We start from the raw sequence: 18,317 nt of genomic DNA, 5'->3' as shown, positions 1-18,317 counted from the left end.
TACAAGAAAAGGATGAACTCAAATGAGTTCATCCTTTTAGAATGGCGTATCCAAAATCCGTGATGATGCTTTCAAGCTTGCCGACATAATCGGTGGCGAGCCGGCTCAAATTGGCTTTCTTATTCGTGATATAGCCGATCTGCATATTCTCATCCGTGCGCAATCGCACCGATTTAATGTTTTCCCCGTTCAAATCCTCATTAAGTACACCGGAACTGATCGTATACCCATTCAAACCGATCAGAAGATTGAACAAGGTTGCCCGGTCGCTCACCATAATCTTCTTTTTGTATGACCGCGTACTTAGAATTTCCTCCGAGAAATGAAATGAATTATACTCCCCTTGCTCGAAGGCAAGACACGGGAATTCGTCCAAATCTTCAATCGCCAGCATCGTCTTATCCGCAAGCGGATGCTCGGTGCTGATAAAGACATGCGGTTCCGCTGCGAACAGCGGATGGAATCGGAGTCCGCTTTCTTTCAATATCTTCTCGATAACCTTCCGGTTGAAATCACTGAGGTACAGAATGCCGATCTCGCTGCGCATATGCCGTACGTCTTCAATAATTTCGTAGGTTCTGGTTTCTCGTAACGTACATTCATATTCGTTCGTATTCAAATCCTTCAATAAACTGACGAACGCTTGCACGGCAAAAGCATAATGCTGTGTCGATATGGAGCATAGTTTCTTGGTAGGTTTCTTATCCATATATCGCTGCTCAAGCAGCTCTGCTTGCTCCACGACCTGCCTGGCGTAGGATAAAAATTCAGCCCCTTCGTTGGAAAGCGCGATCCCCTTGGATGTACGCAAAAAAATGTCTAAGCCGATCTCCTGTTCCAATTCTTTAACCGCGCTGGATAAGCTGGGCTGCGAAATAAAAAGCTGTTTGGCCGCTTCACTGATGGAGCCGCAGCTGACGATAGCCAGAATATATTTTAATTGCTGCAAGGTCATGATTATCAGTCCTTCAGATGTACGACTGTATATTTATAACGCTTTCGTCATAAAAACACTGTAAGGGTCTACTACATAATCTGCGAACGGCTCACATTCTTCGAACCCTAGATTGGTATAAAGCCTCTTGGCAGGGTTGTACGATTCCAGCGATCCCGTCTCCAAACTTAACCGTGTATACCCGCGTTTCTTCGCTTCCGCGATCATATGTTCAAGCAGTCGCTTCGCAACTCCTTTGCGCAAATGACGCTCCGAAGTCCGCATGGATTTAATCTCGCCATGCCCCGCATCCAGCTCCTTAATGGCGCCGCAGCCGAGTAATTCCTCTCCATCCCAAGCGCTCCAGAACGTAATGTCCGGTTGTTTAAGTCCATCAAGGTCCAGCGCATGCATGCTTTCTTCAGGAGATTGCTCAGCCATATTCTGAACATGCTCCTCAATTAGCGCAATGATTTGGGCTCCCGTAAGATCATCGATTCTAATTTCCATAGGTCTACACTCCACTGTCTGTAGGATTTTATCCACTCATTATACTAGCCCAGCTAAGTGAAGTCGATATGTATAAAACTCATTTCCCCATCACCTGAATGATCAATTTCCCCTTCGCATTGCCTTCTCCGAGCCGTTTCAGCGCATCGGCTGTTTGGCTTAAAAGGTATTTCCGATCAATAACGGGTTTGATTTGACCGGTTTCATAGAGCTTCCCGATGGTATCTTGATCGTCTCTGCTTGGTTTGTGCAGTAAGAGATTCATTTTCTTGTTTCCGGTTCGTTTCGCCCATGCCCCGACAATGATTAACTGAAGGATCCGAGGCGTCGAACCGCCAATCATGACATAAATACCTGTAGGCGCTAATGCACGTTTGTAATCGAACATGGAGCGAAAACCAGCAACATCAAGAATCAGATCATAACGCCGGTGACGATTATGTGTAAAATCTTCTTTCGTATAATCAATGACTTTGTCCGCGCCAAGCGAACGTAAAAGTTCTAATTTGCTCCCGTGGTCTACAGCGGTTACTTCAGCACCGTATGACTTTGCAATTTGAAGTGCAAATGTCCCCACTCCTCCACCGGCGCCATTAATGAGTACTTTGTGACCCTCTCGGAGCTCGCCTTTTCGAAGCCCCTGCAGAGCAAGAACAGCTGCTTGCGGTAAGGCTGCTGCTTCCTCGAATGACATGCCGTCCGGCTTAATCGATAAGGCTGTTTCTCTCGCACATACATATTCTGCAAAACCTCCCCAGTTGCATCCCGAGATGTCACCGAACACCTCATCACCTGCACGCAGCTGCTTTATTTCCTTTCCAACTGATACTATTCGTCCTGCCACGTCAGCTCCGAGAATAGGGTATCTAGGTCCCCGCAGTCCTCCGAGTCGAACCAAATACGGAACGCCTCTAAGCAGATCCCAATCCCAAGAATTCACGGATGCCGCATGAACCTGAATAAGGACTTCATTGTCTTTAGGAGTAGGTTTGGGTACCTCCTGAAGGGATAAAACTTCCGGTTGCCCATACGATGTGTACACGATTGCTTTCATCATCATGATCATCTCCGTCCGATACGGATTTACGCCCATTCATACTCTAAAATGGAATATTGATAGGAGTCATGCCACTTTCCTTTGTGCCGCATATGTTCTCTCAGATGACCTTCGAATTTCATGCCGATTCGTTGCAGCACCGCAGCTGAGCCTACGTTATCCGGCCGGCAGGTTGCATACATGCGGTGAAGTCCATGCTCGCGGAAACCCAGCTGCAATAAGGCAGCCGCCGCTTCCGTGGCATAACCGTTGCCCCAGAATGCACGATTGAAGCAATAGCCCAGCTCCGCTTGCAGAGGGTTCCCGATATGCATGCCGCAACCGCCGATCAATTCCCCGCTTTCCTTCAGAACAACTGCAAACTCGTAATCCATGCGCGGCTGCTGTCCCTGCATTTCAATAACACTGTTGAGATAATGCTGTGTATCTTCGATTGTGTTTGGCCCCCATATGGTATGGGTACAGACCAATGGATCTGAGGCATACGCATGGACAGCTTCCAAATCGGAAGCTATAAAATCTCTAATGATTAAACGCTTCGTTTCCATCATGTCTGTTAGCCTCCTCTGAAATCCGTAATTTAGTTTACATAATTAAAATTATGTAACTTATAACATTCATCCATTCATTCCTAATGAGATCATACCAAATAATGGGACAGTCGAATATATCGACCATCCCATCTTATACCATACACTAATCCTGTTTTACTTTCTTCCGTCGACGGAAGGATATCCCGCCAAACCCGCAGATAACGGCGATGTAGAACCCTGCATCGTACCACCAGCCTGTATTCAGAGCTTCATAAACTCGGATATGAGGCTTAAAGATGCCAATGATTAGGGAAATCGGTGCAACCCAGCCATGCCAGATCCCCCAGAAAAAGCCTGCAGGATGATTCACCGTATTCGTCCCATCTCCGGGCACACATCCCGTTAACAAGAAAACAATTACCACAATCAACAATGAAACTAGTCCATATTTTACTTTCAAGTGCCCGCCGCCCTCCTAAATCAAGTGATAAATCGATGAATATTCCTGTGCTGTAGTGGATTTTTATGCATATACATCTGCGTATGCAATTCCACAGCATTGTTGCCCGATGGGAGTGTCGATCAATCTGAAAAAGCTGATCATTTCCTTACTGGCCGTCGTTATGCTCGTTGGTTGTACTGTGAACACAAACCAACCTACTACGGACGCAGAAGAACCGCAGAAGACCCTTACTGCGAACATGACTGAGCATCAGAAGGACATTTTTCAAGAAATTCTTGCGCGGGTATTGCGCAATCGTAACAATCTAACCCCTGAAACGCATCGGCAGTTCTGGGAACTGGTAGATGAGGTTGGCGCAACGGAGGAAGAATTGGCAACGATGAAAGACCTGTTGGCAGGCCCTATAGTCATTTATATGAAGTATTTCTTTGAGGATGCCTTGATTTCATTAGAACATGGTACGCCATATAAGTCCGTTGATCGTGAAAAGTATGAACAGCATCTGAAATCACTTGAAGCGATAACCGAATTTCGAATCGAGGAAAACAATAAACTCATGGAGCAAATCGCTTATAAACAGCCGATACAGCAAGGTAGCCAGTCAGCCGTGATGGACGAGGCGATGATTAAGCAGGCCTTAATCAATGTCAATCTTGCGATGGAAACGATCAATCAGCTTTTCACGAGACCATCATAATGTTTGTCAAGAAAGAGAGTCGCACCGACTCTCTTTCTTTGGCTGTTGAATGTGAGATCAACCCTTCAAAATGATCGGGTAAACTAGCAACTTTTCCCACCAAATGACGTCTAATCATTGAGATTACTTGGGTAGTATTGAGGAGTGTGGCCATATGAAATCACAAAGTCGTATGCTCATCATTATCACCTTCATCGCACTTTCTTTGCTAACAATCGCATTTTTCTATTTTCATGGGCTATCGGAAGATAGGAGTTCTCCTTCGGAGAAGACGGCAATCGTAGACCCAACTCCAACCGCTGCAAACGTTGCCGAGAATCAATCCCCATCACCCCCTGTAAATTCGGATTGGAAGCCTTCTGAAGGCGAATTTAATGCCGACTCGAAGGATGCTCGCGTGCTCTGGAAGCAAGATCAAGCCATGATTTACGTGCAAGAGCTTCAACTATTTTACTCAACAGACGGAACCGATAAGCAACTCCTATATGAATGGAAAACTGCCCTCCCGCTGGAAGCATGGTTGAATGGAGATTACCTGCTCATAGGAGCACAGATTACCGAGAATAGCGCTCAAGATGGGGTTTCTAACGCAACCGGGGCGTGGATCGCCATTCGTATAGAGCCGGCGCCGGTTGTCATTGAGGATACGACCCTTTTCTTCGGGCCGCATGAAGTATTGTCGATCCGGCTTACTGAGGAACCAAGGCTGTTCCTCCTGAAGGTACGCAACGGATCAGGCTTCTCTGAGGAAGTATTTGACCCTTCGCACGACGGCTGGGAAACCATCGATAGAGGAACAACCGCTGCTCCAGTGCCCGAGACCTCGGATATCATTCCTAAATCGCAAGTATTAGCTAACAATCGCGTATTTCCGTTACCGGAAGGCCCGACGGTTTACACATTCCTGGATGAGGGAAGCAGCATTGTCTACTTCAAAGACCCCTACTATCTCGTGAGACGGTATGTCGGGTATGAATTGCTGCAAGTGAAACGGATACCTTTCTTGGAGGATACCCCGCAGCTGATCGGACTCTTCCGCAACCAAGCCGGTGAAGAATTCATGTCATTCCTGAGCTATGAACTCAGCCCGCTTCCGGTTGAACCAAGGCTATGGGAGCAAGATTGGCAAGCATTCAATTTCCGTACGTTCACTCATGTCGGGCCTGACAAACTGGAAATCCTTCAGTACCCGGAAGAGGTTCGAAGCGATTCCGAAGCCGAATCCGGAGCTGAATCTGTATCCGATATGATTGCGAAATACCCGCCTGCATTCACGCAGTTCCCAACAACGGGGCTCACCTGGATCGCTTCTCGCGGGTCGCAGGTTGATTATGAAGATAACGGCAAGATCATCTCCCTATCCTGGCCTGATCTCATTAATACCGATAACGCAAAGCCGGATTCCATCTGGGCTTCCCCACTTCAGAATTTCACCGTCAAGAATGAGAATCGCAAGCCCTACGCAACATTCAGTCACCCGATACTGGCATGGACCTTCGAAGAAGACAATACGAATGCTGCTATACCAGAGGATCTGCACGAAGCAGTAGATAAGCTCTACCGCGAAGAAGATTATAGCTATGCCAAAACATTCCGTAAGATTGGTTCCAGCTGGTTCGTATTGGTTGATCGTCATTTCTATGCATACGAATCCGGAGCGTTAACGGAAATCGGCGAGCTGCCTGTAACGGTGACCGTTAAGATTGGAGAAGCCGCCGGAGGAATCGGCGTCCGGGATTTCTTGCGATGGCAAGGCAGTTGGATTGTTACGGATACGGAAGCATCACGGGTAATTAAGCTGAATGACAGGCTGGAGATAACGGCTGTAATCTACATTCCCACTCCCTATAAGCTGACGCTCAAAGGAAAACAGCTGCAGATCGCTTCCACTGCGCTTACCTGGATCGTTGATCGGGGTTTGAACCGGATCAACGTCAAATCGCAGAGCTATCAGTCGACTGCTAAGCTGAGCAAAGCGGACTATCCCAACTTTCATGAGCAAGAGTGGTATATCGACAAGGATAGCGGAATCACCTGGTATTACCTCCTCGGTACTTTGTATCAGGTGCAAGACAAGAAGAAACAATATCGCTCCTTCTACTTAAGCGATAACGAGAACATGATGGCCCATGTGCGGATATTTCCCCATCAGGATGAGATTATCGTGTTGCTTGACCGACGTCTGGAACGATTCGATCGTAAAGGGAAACGGCTGGGCACCATCGTATTCCCGCGTTCTACGCCTGATGGGATTTACGATCGTACGACACAAGGCGAGAATTCATACATCCTGGATAGTCAATCCGATACCCTCTACCTTCTGCAAGGGTACCGCATATTGAAGATTAATCTGAAACGTGAATCCGTAAGTACTCTGTTCAGGCAAAATTACGCCGATCTCGGAGAGCTCAACCTGCATGATGGGAATCTGTATTTCTTGCTGCATTATAACCAAAATGACCGCTATACCCATGAACAGGACAATCAGGACGGGCGTAATTTATATGTTACCGAAGTGATTAAGATCGATCTTCAAACCGAGGCGATACAACGGTCGATAACAGATGGTTATTATGAGGCTATGACCATCGATGTCGATGTCGATAACAAACCTGCTTTCGTACTGCGTAGCTACAACTGATCTTTGCATCCTATATGCAGAAACAGCAAGCACATCAGCGTGCTTGCTGTTTCTGTATGGTGACTTTGCGATTTATTTGGCTTGAATGTAACCTTCTGCTTTCAGCAATTCAGCGATCAGAACGGCACCGCCCGCCGCACCGCGCAGAGTATTGTGCGACAACCCTACGAATTTATAATCGTAGAGGGAATCCTCGCGCAATCTGCCGACGGAAACGCCCATACCGTTCTCGATATCACGATCCAGCTTCGTTTGCGGCCGGTTCTCTTCTTCGAAATACGTGATGAACTGTTTCGGCGCACTTGGCAGGCCAAGCTCTTGCGGACGTCCTTGATATGCCTTCCAGCGCGCAAGAATTTCTTCTTTCGCCGGTTTATTCTCGAACGAAGCGAATACGGTAGCCAGATGGCCATCCGTTACCGGAACGCGGATACATTGCGTTGTGATGTGCGGAGCACTCGCTTTCACGATTTCGCCATTCTCAACGCTTCCCCAGATGCGAAGCGGTTCTTGCTCACTTTTCTCTTCTTCGCCGCCAATGTACGGAATGACATTATCTAACATATCCGGCCAGTCGGTGAAGTTTTTACCGGCACCGGAGATCGCTTGGTAAGTCGAAGCCACTACTTGAGTAGGCTTGAAATCGAGCAATGCGTGAAGTGCCGGTACATAGCTTTGGATCGAGCAGTTAGGCTTAACCGCGATGAATCCCTTGGAAGTGCCCAGACGTTTTCTTTGCGCCGCAATGACTTCAAGATGGCTTGGGTTAATTTCCGGAATGACCATAGGAACATCCGGCGTCCAGCGATGAGCGGAGTTATTGGAAACAACGGGCGTGCCTGTACGGGCATAAGCTTCTTCCAGCGCTTTGATCTCATCTTTCTTCATATCCACGGCGCAGAATACAAAATCGACGTGAGCGGAGACTTCTTCTACTTGGGAAGCATCCTGAACGACGATTTGTTTCACTCCGTCCGGTATAGAACCGGACAGCTTCCATCTTCCTTTTACCGCTTCTTCATATGTTTTACCAGCGGAGCTGCTGCTGGCAGCAATCGCCGTTACTTCAAACCATGGGTGCTGATCCAGCAGCTGTACAAAACGCTGGCCGACCATGCCTGTTCCTCCGACAATACCGACTCTTAGTTTGTTAGTCATTAGCAATTCAATCCCCTTCAGAATGGTTTCTCATACTCCGGTAAAGTTTGATTTGGAGTACCTTATGCGTGCAAACGAGCGGTGTTTCCTCTGAACCAATAAAAAAAATCCCACCTCCAAGACTTTAATAAGTCTTGGAGACGAGATTGATCCGCTCGTGGTACCACTCCAAATTCGCTGACATGTCGCCATTTCAGCCTCTTCGAGTACGACATGAACCCGTCATGTTTATACTCTAGCTCTGTAACAGGAGCTCCTGTCACACCATCCCCTGCAGTAGGTTGCCGATGTGCTGCTCAGAGTCTTTTTTCAATAATGAACCCTTTACTCCTTTGCAGCTGCCGGAGCTCTCTGTGAAAGGTTTCTTTTATTTACTCGTCTCTTCATCGCATTTTAACATTTCGTTTATAGTATCAAATAACCGTGGCGAGGTAAACTATATTTTCAAAAAAAATTCAAAAATCGCAAACTATTCAAAAGAACGGCGGGCAACGGAAACGGTAGTCGCGCCATGAGCCTTAGCGAACGCTTCTAGTGAACTGTAAACTTGATCTTTCAGCTTCTTGGTGAAGTCGATGTCAGGGTCAATTTGCAGGTACTCCACCGTCAATTGGCCTTGTTTCTTATCCAGACGCGGGTCCATCCGTCCAATGAATCGATCTCCCGCTAAGATCGGCATCGCATAGTAGCCATAGGTTCGTTTGACTGCAGGGGTGTAGATTTCCCAGCGATAATCGAACTCGAATAAATCGGTCAGCCTTTTTCGGCTCCATAACAGGTTGTCGAGCGGCGGCAAGAAATGTACGGTTGCATCCGCGTCCTCTTCGTAATGAGGAAGCTCACGTTCTTCATCAATATGGGCAAGAAGACGCTCCATATCTTCAGCTAAGATGTAATAGGGCTTGTCCAAACCCGTTACATCGACCGGGGACACGATCCCCTCTCTAATGTGGGAATCGATCGTTTCTCTTCTCTCGCTGGCACGCAGTCGCTGCCAGCCTAAACGAGGATCGCTTGCATCAAATACGCGATAAGCCCGGAAATACTTTAGCAGCATCGCTTCGAGAGCGACCTGTTCATCTATATTCTCCGCCTGCTGAATCAACCGGGCAGGAACAGTTTGACTGGTGAGATGAAACCTGCGCTGGTTACCTTCTCTTCCTACTATGCGTATTTGAGCCGCGTCAGTTAACAAATTCAGTGCATGTGAGGTGGCTTTCGTCTTCGCGTTGACGTTAACGTTATCCCAATACCCGTGTACGCGCTCGCTCGAATCGAAGGATTTTGCAGACAGCGGTCCTTCCATCTCCAATCTTTGCAGTACCTGTTCAACGACAGGCGCAATTTGATCGAGATGAGGCTGAATGTTTTCCCGCAACCGCTGCCTTGTAGGTTCAAAAAACGGGTAATCGCTCATGGGGATGATACAAGCCGCATTCGCCATGTATTCGAAAACCTCATTGCTGCTCAGCAGTACATTCAGCGCATCAGGCTCATATCCGGGAATTCTTGCGGACAAAGCCAAGTGCTGATTCGGACGTACCGCAGCTACCGGGTCGATCTGAATACATTCCAGCTGCCGGATTACATCAAGCACACGTTGCGGCATCGTTGCATTAACATTCATGGATGACGGCTGCGAATCAAGCAAAAGCTGTTTTTCCAGTAAAAACCGCCTAAGCGCTCGTTTCGTGGTTTGGATTGGCGTCATGTCGATTCCTCCACTTCCTTGTCGATTCTACCTGCGTGCTTGGAGCAGTTAAACAATTCACATTCCCAAATCGAACCACGCTGCGTAATAGTCGTGACAGAGGTGTTATCGATATGCACCTTCGTGTCAACGGAAGGGATTAAATGCTGTATAGTGGAGCCGATTAAAACACCATGACTAATCACCAGAATATTTTTTCCTCTATAAGTTTCGGCAGCTTCTGAGATAAATGAAGTTCCCCTACTAATGATGGAGTCGTCATCTTCTTGTCCAGGGGCTAAATCCAGCCAGCGTTCTCCCCATTTCTGTATTCGTTCCGTTAACGTCGTGCCTTCCATCTCGCCTTTATACATCTCCCTGAGGCGGCGATCCGTTAGAACCGTCAATCCCATAAACCCTGCCACTATATCAGCTGTTTCCTTGGCGCGTGACAGGTCACTTGAGTAAATAATATCCCATGGCTCATTCCGTAATCGCTCGGCTAGTGCAAGCGCTTGTAATCTACCGGTTTCATTGAGCGGGATATCGCTTTGACCTTGTGCCCGTCCCTCCACATTCCAGTCCGTTATCCCATGTCTGATTAGTCCAATTCGCGTCACAAGCGATGCCTCCCCTTCCTCGAACTTTGTATTCAAGCAACAACAACTTTCATATAGACAAAAGAATACCACATGACATCGTCATGTGGTTAAATTTGTAATTATTAAGTCACGTTGCACATGCCGTCTACCCCGCAAATGCCGCCCTCGGAACTTCCGTTTGCCCCCTTGTCAATCATTTGCAATGGATGCTCCTCTCTCCAGACTTGTTCCATCACTTCGAGAAATGCATCGCTGCTTCTTACTCCGGAAATCGCATATTTATCATTGAAAATATAAAACGGCGTTCCGCTAATTCCTCTTCTGGACCCGTTTTGACGTTCCTTTTTGACCGTATCCTTGTATCGATCACTGGATAACATAGTAAGAACAAGGCCGGTGTCAAGACCGCTCTCCCCCGCTAACATGGCTAGCGTCTCATGATCGCCGATATCCATGGCATCCGTAAAATAAGCCTTATAAACGGTAGACATCCACTCCGCTGCCTTGCCCTGTTCCTGCGCATAAATCGCCACGCGCAGAGCATCTGTCGTATTGGACTTTGGGTAATATGATATTTTGCTTGCTATCCAAACTTCCGGAAGAGAGAGTTGATCTTGATCATTCCCTTTTGCAGATGTTTCTTAACTTTGAAGCTCATTTTTCGTTTTATTACACCGTCCTTACTCACAAAGGTATTTCTTGTTTTCGGGAACAATTGATTCAACTGGTCAAAGCCGGAATAGTGGAACGACTGAAAGCGAGCGGAAATATCGAGGAGGGTAACAAAGAGGTATCTGTTCAATTTCTGTTATCCGCATATGTCGGCGTCGTGGAATGGTGGATCCTAAACAAGATGCCCCTGTCACCGCTCCATGTTGCCGGGGAGTTACGGGACATGTTAGATAAATATGACATGCAACCTCCGTATGCGGCTCTTAACCGGCATGCGGCGGTTGCTTGCGATACTGTTGGATTAGTCATTCATATCTTTCACGCACATACGCGAGCGTATTTTGGATAAGCTCTCTTATGACCTGAACATCAATGTCGGCTATTTTATTGATGTAGACACATGATTTTCCCGACGAATGTTTGCCTAATCGCTGCAGCAATTCTTCCCGCTCTGGGTCATCCGGAGCAAAATACAAGCTGATCTTAGCTTTACGAGGAGAATAACCCACATACGGCGCATCGCCCTCATGACCGGATTCGTATTTATAGTGATACGAACCAAATCCAATAATGCTTGGTCCCCACATCCTCGCTTCAAATCCGGATTCTTCCGTAAAAATATCCAGCAGCTTATAAGCATCCTCGCGTTTCGCAGCACTTTCCACATTCTCGATAAACTCCAGAACGCTTTTATCCGTCTCCTTGGTTTTCGTTTCGTACATGAACCGTATCTCCCCTCCGCCATAAGCTTGGCCGATAAACAAGGCCTCCCTCCCATTATAAACGAAGTGGATTACTTATAATCGACGAATGTTAATGTTAATCCAATCCCCAGCCTTTACGCGCTTCCGCCATCGTTTGCTTATGCTCATTCGAGGAATCGGCTCCATTGTGGCCGACGGGATCTTTCCCGATCCACCCCATATCCTTCGGCTTTGGCAATATCCCCGAACGGTGTCCATACGACCCGGCCACTCGTATGGTCGAATGATTCGAAAGCGCAGTTTGCCGGCATTACGCCGGAATGCCCGGTCATTACGCACGGATCATCAGCGGCTATAACAGCCCTCTTCCAGCAGCTATTCGATATCCAAGGAAGTCCTGCTTATACCGAATTTCTGGTAACAGGGCTTATCTATCAATTGTTTGCGAATGTCTTGAGGGACACAGCGCATCGCGAGCCGATTTCCCGCAGCTCCTCTACAGCTGACGTGTATATTGGAAAAGCAATCCAACTCATTACGGATAATTATGCCGAAGCGTTAACTGTCCCTATCGTCGCCGAGCAGGTCGGTTTAGAACGCAGTTATTTTACGAAAATGTTCAAAGGACATGCCGGCATTTCACCTCATGCGTTTCTGATTCAGGTTCGCATGAATAAAGCAACGGATCTCTTGAGTAAAACGAATTTGTCCATTGCACACATCGCGTACTCAACCGGTTTTAATAACATCAATTATTTCTCGTCCGCATTCACGCGGTTATTCCAAATCACCCCATCCGCTTATCGGAAACAGCGAGCGAAACAGGACATTATTCGTGAATAAAACCAAAGAGCGCCCCGTCAACATTGCGGGGCGCTCTTCTTATAACGAGCCGGAAATCTCGGCCGCGGCACTGCTTCTTCTCCTCCCGTACACAACACGAGAGAGCAGGACACTAATCTCATAAAGAATGACAAGCGGAATGAATACCATCAGGTGCGAAATGAGCTCCGGAGGCGAGATCAGACTCGCAACGATGACGAGCACCAAATACGCGTATCTCCGCATCCGTTGAAGCCCATGAGGCGTCAGTACGCCGATCTTCGTCAAGAACATCACAACAACCGGGAGCTCGAAAGCGACACCTAGCGGAATGACGATATTGAACATAAATCCGAAATATTGCGCGACGCCGTAAGTTTCCACCAATTCCATGCTTGTCGTGATTTTGGAAGTAAAGTCGAAACTCATCGGGAAGACGACCAAATACCCGAATGCCAGCCCAATCAAGAAACAGGCCACGCTGTAAGGGACATAACGAAGCGCTGCCGAACGCTCTTCGGGATGGAGCCCTCTCCTCACGAAGCTCCACAGCTGATACAGAACATACGGGAGAGATACCGCCAATGCGAAGACAAACGCGATCGTCATATACATGCGAATACCATCCCATGGCGAGAACACGTTCCAGGTGATATCAGAGCCCGGCGGCACGCTTTTCAAATAACGAAGCACCTTAGGTGATACGTACAATCCGGCTCCTAGCGATATCAGCACGACAGCGAGTATCCGCCATATTCGGCTTCGCAGCTCCAGGATATGCGACATAATGGTCATCGTCTCTTCGCTGCGCCTCATTCCCCGCACGCCCTTCCGGCTTTTCTAAGCTCAAACGTATGAAAGCCATCTCTGAGCTTAATGTTGATCTCCTTCACTCTTTCCACATCGTCGAATGAGTATTTGCGCGCCCCGCCTTTGGTTCGGACCGGGAAAATCAACTGCTTCTCTTCGTAATAGCGGATCTGTCTTTCCGTCAATCCTGTCAAGTCGCACACCGTACCAATGCTCATTACCTTGTCATTCATTGCTGGCAGCCTCCCTAGACTTCAAGTATTTGATCGTCGAAAGTGCTTCTGACAACTTCGAATGTTAGAAAACTTTACATAAACCTTCTTGGGTCGAAATGTTATCACCATCTTTTGGAATGTTCAATGGGACGGATTACCCAACATAACGAACTAACTGGTAAATACTACCTTGTCCTTCCATGCAAACTTCAATTGAAACCCGCACTAAATCTACATTCACTGTAAGGAAATTGTAATCCGATTCATTTTTTCTATCGACTATATAAATTTTATTAATGTTAGAATTCCTGACAAAATATTGGCGCTTCCGAAAAAATCCATGATACATTTCTCGCAGAGTCGAACAGACGATCTACCAAAGGAGCTGAAGCGCATGGAAACAAAAGAATCACCAAACGAAGTGTCGCGCAGACAATTTCTGACGACGGTCGGCAAGATCGGCGGTGCTGCTGCCGTATTCAGCGTCATGGGCACGATGGGGCTCTTTACACCCCAAACGATGAAAGCGGCGGAATATACACCTCCCTCCGGCTGGGATCTGAAAGGAACGAACCGCTCCGGCAAGAGGATCGTCATCCTTGGCGCCGGCGTCGCCGGCTTAACTGCCGCTTACGAACTGGGCAAAGCCGGCTATGATTGTACGATTCTCGAAGCCCGCGCACGTTCAGGCGGTCGAAATTGGTCGGTTCGCCGGGGCACGACGGTGACAGAGGTAGGCGGGCAGAAGCAAGTCGCTCGATTCGATGATGGTCATTATTTGAACGCAGGTCCAATGCGTATCCCGCAATTTCATGTCACGATGGACTACTGCCGAGAGTTCGGCATTCCTATGGAGCCTTTCAACAACGTGAACGACAGCGCCTATTATTACAACGAGAAAGTCGGTGCATTATCCGGAACTCGCGTCCGTAAACGCGCCGCAAAAGCCGATGCGAAAGGCTATATCAGCGAGCTGCTCGCCAAAGCCGTCAATCAGCCGGGCCTTGATCTGCCGATTTCACCGGAAGAGAAAGAAAAAATCGTCTCATACCTTCGCTCCGAAGGTAATCTGGATGCGGATTTGTTCTATAAGGGGTCGTCTCGAGGCGGCTACAAAGACGAGCCTGGTTCAAGGCTCGATGCCGGCGTCATCCGCGATCCATTCGATATGAAAGCCATCATTAATTCCGGGTTCGCCAATTATTTTAGCAGCGAGTACAGCTATGATCAGCAGATGATGATGTTCCACCCCGTTGGCGGCATAGACGCGATTCCGAAGGCTTTCGAGAAGCGGCTTGGCAACCGGATCAAACACAATATGGAGGTAACCGAGATCAAGCATGTCGGGGAGAAAGTCCAAGTGTCCTACACCGACCTGCTTAGCGGAGAGGCTAAGCAGATCGAAGGCGACTTCTGTATCTGCACAATCCCCTTGTCCGTGTTGAAGACGATCAAACATGACCTCTCTTCAGAGATGACAAAAGCGATCAACAACACCAGCTACGCGAACGCCGGCAAGATTGGACTGCAGTTCAAGCGCAGATTCTGGGAGGAAGACGATCAAATCTATGGAGGCAACACGCTGACGAACTTGGATATTTCCTCCATCTATTACCCGCCTACGAATTACTTTGCCAAGAAAGGGGTGCTGCTCGGCTACTACGCGTTTGGCGCAAGTGCCGACAAGTTCGGAGCGCTCAACTTCCAGCAGCGCGAAGCGCTTGCACTGGAACAAGGGGCCAAGATTCATCCGCAATATTACGGCGAATTCGAGTCTTCGTTCTCCGTGAACTGGAAAACGATCAAATATAACATGGGCAGCTGGGTTTCCTATTCCGCGGAAGAAAGAAAAACCAACTATCCCGTGCTCTGTAAGCCTGATCGCCGCGTCTATCTCGCAGGTGAGCATATCAGCTACATTACGGCTTGGATGGCAGGCGGCATTGAGTCCGCACGGGAAGTTGTCACCGATATACATGAGCGTGTCATGAAAGAATAGACCACACATTCGGGAGGGAAGAACCATGAAATTGAAACGCAAGGTCAAAATCGCCGTCTTCACCGTCGTCATCTCTTCCTTGGCAGCTACCGCAAGTGTATATGCCGCCATTACGCCGCACAAATATCCGCTCACGCCTATTAATGAGCCGGAGTTCTACGGAAGTCCTCAATCCTCAATCTCCAGCGCGGTTGCCATGCCCGCCGGAACAGCTACCTTTGAGACGAGCGGCACAACGCCGGCAGTCATCAATAAAGATGGTAAAACCATCTACGAGCGTTATGGGGACACGGAAGCCCAAGGAACCAGTATTCTCCAAAATATCGAGAAGCAATTAAAGGAACAAGGCTTGTCGATGAAGGATGTTACATATCTGCGCGTGTATATCGCGCCTGATGCAGCCAAGGAAGGCAAATTCGACTTTGACGGCTGGTTCAAGGCGTACGCCAAATATTTCAACACCAAAACAAATCCAACCAAAACCGCGCGCTCCACTGTCGGCGTCGCAGGACTCGTGAATGCCGACTGGCTGATTGAGATCGAAGCGGTTGCGGCCTATCCGAGCAATCATAATCAGGATTAATAAAATACAACGATTCGACAGGAGATGATTCGCATGTTGCAAAATGTTGGATTTCCGGGGCTAATGATGATCTTAGTAGTCGTTCTTATTATCTTTGGGCCATCCAAGCTGCCTGAGCTTGGCCGTGCAGTCGGCCGCACCTTGCATGAGTTTAAGACCTCGGCCAAGGAGCTTGTCTCTGATACCCGAGAAGACGTTACTGACAATAAATCGTAGTCACCGATAAGCATCGACTAAAAAGGCCGCCTTCGATTCTGCTGCCAAGCAGCAATCGAAAGCGGCCTTTGATATTTGCTCCCCCACCCTGCTACCCACTATACTCTAACTAATGCCAACATCTGAGCTGTTGTTGCGATTATTAGATTGGGGAATTGCAACTTGCTTCTAGCAATTCTACTCTACTTCCTTGCCACAGGACATGTATGATTGGGTCGGCTGCAAAATCCAAAACCTCCTCAATAATTCCTTTTTCAGTAAGTTGGCTGCGGACAACATCTAACCTCCGACATTCGCCCATATGGTAATAAAGGCAGCCGAACAAAGGAGGTTATACCATGGCAGATAGCTTTGTCACGCAATCCTTGGAAGAAATCCGTTTCTGGTCACGCATCATGAAGGAGCATTCTTTATTCCTTAAACTTGGATTTCGCTGCGAAGATACGCAGCTCATCCAGGAAGCGAACGGATTCTACTCGGTTTTCGAACAGATTGAGGCAAAAGCGAATGCGCTCCCTCTCACAACTGACCCTCAGCAAATCCGAGCGTTTAACACCGAGGTATGTACGGCTGCATCACATATTTGGGTATACAAGCGCAAAATATTAGGGCTGATCCTTACATGCAAACTCCCAGGCGGCAACAATTTCCCTCTCTTAGTGGATCATGTCAGCCGGGAAGCGAATTATTTTCGAAACCGTCTTCATGAATTGAACGAAGGTCAGCTGGAGCCGCTCCCGGATGCCATTATTGATGAAAACGTATTTTTTCTCAAAATTATGGCAGATCACGCCAAGTTTATTGGACATCTGCTGGATCCGTCCGAGCGGAAGCTGGTGGAGCAAGCGAGAGATTTCAGCCATGATTTTGATCAGCTGCTGTTTCAAGCGCAGGATCTCAGCTCGATGCGACCGCAGTCTCAAACGACGCCGCTCTTAACGCAGTTTCTGGATCAGAACCGGGTTTCGGTTGCCAGTCTGCGGGATTTCAAGAAAGCGGCTCGCGATCTCATTGAGGCTTGCCGGATCAAGAGCATTATCCACCCTCTCCTTGCTGATCACGTGTATCGCGAGGCTGAGCGGTTCTTGCATCTCATCGACCTCTTCGAGCAGAGGTTAGCCGGAGCGCCGGCAAACTAGACTTCATAATGTGAGATATCGCCATGAAGCTCGATATGATACCTATTCTTTGTTGTAACCACTTTATTCAACGAAGTAGGATGAATATGCGGCGGCGACCACAGTTGCTCCAGCGGATCCCCTTTGAAAAACGCCATGATCGTTTTCAATGCAACGGCATGCGTAACGATCAGAATCGTTCCGCCCTGATGCGCAGCTTCTATTGCTTTTACTTTCGGAATGACTCTTTCCCGCAATTGCACGAATGATTCACCGCCATTGCTTGGCTGATACCGATGCGGGGCATTCCAAAAGGCCACATGTTCGTCCGGAAACGTTTGCTCAAGCTCCGTAAATTTCCGTCCTTCCCAAGTGCCTAAATAAATTTCCTTCAATTCCTCGCACGGGATCACATCCATGCCGCGAGTGCCTCTAATAATCTCAGCAGTACGTTGTGCTCTAGGACTTATACTCGTATAGATCGCATCGAAAGGAACGTCCTGCAATGAATTTCCTAACCAACCGGCTTGTCGCACGCCTAACTCCGTGAGATCAGAATCCATGTGACCTTGCAGTCTACCTTCGACATTCCATTTGGTTTCGCCATGTCTTGTCAGATAAATCGTTGTTTTCAATGAAGTCCCCCACTTTCGCCCAACTATTCCCCAGAATCATTAATAGTGGGTTTCGAGAGACCGGGTAATTATTCCTTTTTTCTCCTAATATGAAATAGCCACGCTGGCAACCGTTAAAGTTTAATCAGATAAACGAAGAACGGAATTCAACCAAACATTGGCTCAAGAACAGCGCGGCTGTGCAGCTCGAACAAAGCGAATGCCAAAAAGAAACCCAACGTTATATAACGTTGGGTTTCATCGTCGACAGCTCATATT

22 protein-coding genes and 1 other annotated feature are annotated in these 18,317 nt (G+C 47.9%); of the genes, 8 read left to right on the top strand and 14 right to left on the bottom strand.

Going from position 1 to position 18,317, the window contains the following annotated elements:
• Positions 1-28: 28 nt before the first annotated feature.
• The 5 genes from I8J30_RS15170 to I8J30_RS15150 form a co-directional block, all read right to left on the bottom strand.
• On the bottom strand, positions 29-955 hold the full coding sequence (locus I8J30_RS15170; protein ID WP_210659014.1) for a LysR family transcriptional regulator: 927 nt from the start codon (positions 953-955) through the stop codon (positions 29-31).
• Between the two features lie 33 nt (positions 956-988).
• Positions 989-1,444, bottom strand: coding sequence for a GNAT family N-acetyltransferase (locus I8J30_RS15165; RefSeq protein WP_210659012.1), 456 nt, complete (start codon positions 1,442-1,444; stop codon positions 989-991).
• A gap of 79 nt (positions 1,445-1,523) precedes the next feature.
• Positions 1,524-2,504 (bottom strand): NAD(P)-dependent alcohol dehydrogenase, encoded by a 981-nt coding sequence (locus I8J30_RS15160; RefSeq protein ID WP_338044870.1) that lies wholly within the window; start codon positions 2,502-2,504, stop codon positions 1,524-1,526.
• Positions 2,505-2,527: 23 nt separating this feature from the next.
• The gene (locus I8J30_RS15155) at positions 2,528-3,052 is read right to left on the bottom strand and encodes a GNAT family N-acetyltransferase (RefSeq protein ID WP_240548084.1); all 525 of its coding nucleotides are present in this window, start codon (positions 3,050-3,052) and stop codon (positions 2,528-2,530) included.
• A 145-nt stretch (positions 3,053-3,197) separates the two neighbouring features.
• Positions 3,198-3,494, bottom strand: coding sequence for a hypothetical protein (locus I8J30_RS15150; protein ID WP_210659011.1), 297 nt, complete (start codon positions 3,492-3,494; stop codon positions 3,198-3,200).
• A 109-nt stretch (positions 3,495-3,603) separates the two neighbouring features.
• Here I8J30_RS15150 and I8J30_RS15145 point away from each other — a divergent pair, with 109 nt between their 5' ends.
• Entirely contained in the window at positions 3,604-4,194 is a 591-nt protein-coding gene (locus tag I8J30_RS15145; protein WP_210659009.1) for a YajG family lipoprotein, read from the top strand.
• A gap of 154 nt (positions 4,195-4,348) precedes the next feature.
• Positions 4,349-6,835, top strand: a complete 2,487-nt coding sequence (locus I8J30_RS15140; RefSeq protein ID WP_210659007.1) for a hypothetical protein — start codon at positions 4,349-4,351, stop codon at positions 6,833-6,835.
• A 72-nt stretch (positions 6,836-6,907) separates the two neighbouring features.
• Here the strand turns inward: I8J30_RS15140 and asd are convergent, their stop codons facing one another.
• The 4 genes from asd to I8J30_RS15120 form a co-directional block, all read right to left on the bottom strand.
• Positions 6,908-7,993, bottom strand: a complete 1,086-nt coding sequence (asd, locus tag I8J30_RS15135; protein WP_210659005.1) for an aspartate-semialdehyde dehydrogenase — start codon at positions 7,991-7,993, stop codon at positions 6,908-6,910.
• A 133-nt stretch (positions 7,994-8,126) separates the two neighbouring features.
• Positions 8,127-8,389 (bottom strand) — a binding site (T-box leader).
• 73 nt (positions 8,390-8,462) lie between these two features.
• Complete coding sequence (locus I8J30_RS15130) at positions 8,463-9,704, bottom strand: winged helix-turn-helix domain-containing protein (protein ID WP_210659003.1); 1,242 nt, start codon at positions 9,702-9,704, stop codon at positions 8,463-8,465.
• A complete protein-coding gene (locus I8J30_RS15125) occupies positions 9,701-10,303 on the bottom strand; it encodes a histidine phosphatase family protein (RefSeq protein WP_210659001.1) in 603 nt (200 codons plus the stop codon). Before I8J30_RS15125 ends, I8J30_RS15130 begins: the two co-directional genes overlap by 4 nt.
• A gap of 104 nt (positions 10,304-10,407) precedes the next feature.
• Positions 10,408-10,860 carry a DsbA family oxidoreductase gene (locus I8J30_RS15120; RefSeq protein WP_338044873.1) on the bottom strand — a complete coding sequence of 151 codons (453 nt, stop codon included), beginning with the start codon at positions 10,858-10,860 and terminating at the stop codon, positions 10,408-10,410.
• Between I8J30_RS15120 and I8J30_RS34230 the strand changes: the two genes are divergently transcribed.
• Complete coding sequence (locus I8J30_RS34230) at positions 10,854-11,306, top strand: TetR-like C-terminal domain-containing protein (protein ID WP_420831228.1); 453 nt, start codon at positions 10,854-10,856, stop codon at positions 11,304-11,306. The two genes, I8J30_RS15120 and I8J30_RS34230, sit on opposite strands and share 7 nt — an antisense overlap.
• Here the strand turns inward: I8J30_RS34230 and I8J30_RS15110 are convergent.
• Both I8J30_RS15110 and I8J30_RS33715 read right to left on the bottom strand, forming a co-directional pair.
• A complete protein-coding gene (locus tag I8J30_RS15110; protein ID WP_210658995.1) occupies positions 11,263-11,679 on the bottom strand; it encodes a DUF1801 domain-containing protein in 417 nt (138 codons plus the stop codon). The two genes, I8J30_RS34230 and I8J30_RS15110, sit on opposite strands and share 44 nt — an antisense overlap.
• Positions 11,680-11,776: 97 nt before the next feature.
• Positions 11,777-11,899 carry a hypothetical protein gene (locus I8J30_RS33715; protein ID WP_276316132.1) on the bottom strand — a complete coding sequence of 41 codons (123 nt, stop codon included), beginning with the start codon at positions 11,897-11,899 and terminating at the stop codon, positions 11,777-11,779.
• On the opposite strand from I8J30_RS33715, the gene I8J30_RS15105 reads away from it, so the two are divergent.
• The gene (locus I8J30_RS15105) at positions 11,893-12,504 is read left to right on the top strand and encodes a helix-turn-helix domain-containing protein (RefSeq protein ID WP_210658993.1); all 612 of its coding nucleotides are present in this window, start codon (positions 11,893-11,895) and stop codon (positions 12,502-12,504) included. The two genes, I8J30_RS33715 and I8J30_RS15105, sit on opposite strands and share 7 nt — an antisense overlap.
• A 39-nt stretch (positions 12,505-12,543) precedes the next feature.
• On the opposite strand, the gene tatC is transcribed toward I8J30_RS15105, so the two are convergent.
• The gene (gene tatC, locus I8J30_RS15100; protein WP_210658991.1) at positions 12,544-13,299 is read right to left on the bottom strand and encodes a twin-arginine translocase subunit TatC; all 756 of its coding nucleotides are present in this window, start codon (positions 13,297-13,299) and stop codon (positions 12,544-12,546) included.
• Positions 13,296-13,526: a MerR family transcriptional regulator gene (locus tag I8J30_RS15095; RefSeq protein WP_091217240.1), complete on the bottom strand. Its 231-nt coding sequence runs from the start codon at positions 13,524-13,526 to the stop codon at positions 13,296-13,298. The genes tatC and I8J30_RS15095 overlap by 4 nt, the downstream gene beginning before the upstream one ends.
• Positions 13,527-13,902: 376 nt before the next feature.
• Between I8J30_RS15095 and I8J30_RS15090 the strand changes: the two genes are divergently transcribed.
• From I8J30_RS15090 to I8J30_RS15075, 4 genes are all read left to right on the top strand, one after another.
• The gene (locus I8J30_RS15090) at positions 13,903-15,507 is read left to right on the top strand and encodes a flavin monoamine oxidase family protein (protein ID WP_210658989.1); all 1,605 of its coding nucleotides are present in this window, start codon (positions 13,903-13,905) and stop codon (positions 15,505-15,507) included.
• A gap of 25 nt (positions 15,508-15,532) precedes the next feature.
• A complete protein-coding gene (locus tag I8J30_RS15085) occupies positions 15,533-16,090 on the top strand; it encodes a Rid family hydrolase (RefSeq protein WP_210658988.1) in 558 nt (185 codons plus the stop codon).
• A 33-nt stretch (positions 16,091-16,123) separates the two neighbouring features.
• Positions 16,124-16,306 (top strand): twin-arginine translocase TatA/TatE family subunit, encoded by a 183-nt coding sequence (locus I8J30_RS15080; RefSeq protein WP_091217248.1) that lies wholly within the window; start codon positions 16,124-16,126, stop codon positions 16,304-16,306.
• A 338-nt stretch (positions 16,307-16,644) separates the two neighbouring features.
• Complete coding sequence (locus I8J30_RS15075) at positions 16,645-17,445, top strand: DUF2935 domain-containing protein (protein ID WP_210658986.1); 801 nt, start codon at positions 16,645-16,647, stop codon at positions 17,443-17,445.
• On the opposite strand, the gene I8J30_RS15070 is transcribed toward I8J30_RS15075, so the two are convergent.
• A complete protein-coding gene (locus I8J30_RS15070; RefSeq protein WP_210658984.1) occupies positions 17,442-18,059 on the bottom strand; it encodes a histidine phosphatase family protein in 618 nt (205 codons plus the stop codon). The two genes, I8J30_RS15075 and I8J30_RS15070, sit on opposite strands and share 4 nt — an antisense overlap.
• Positions 18,060-18,317: the final 258 nt, after the last annotated feature.

Source organism: Paenibacillus lignilyticus, from assembly GCF_017942085.1.
Classification (GTDB): domain Bacteria; phylum Bacillota; class Bacilli; order Paenibacillales; family Paenibacillaceae; genus Paenibacillus_Z; species Paenibacillus_Z lignilyticus.
Note: the sequence above shows the minus strand (reverse complement) of the source record. Positions and strands in the feature narration are given on the sequence as shown.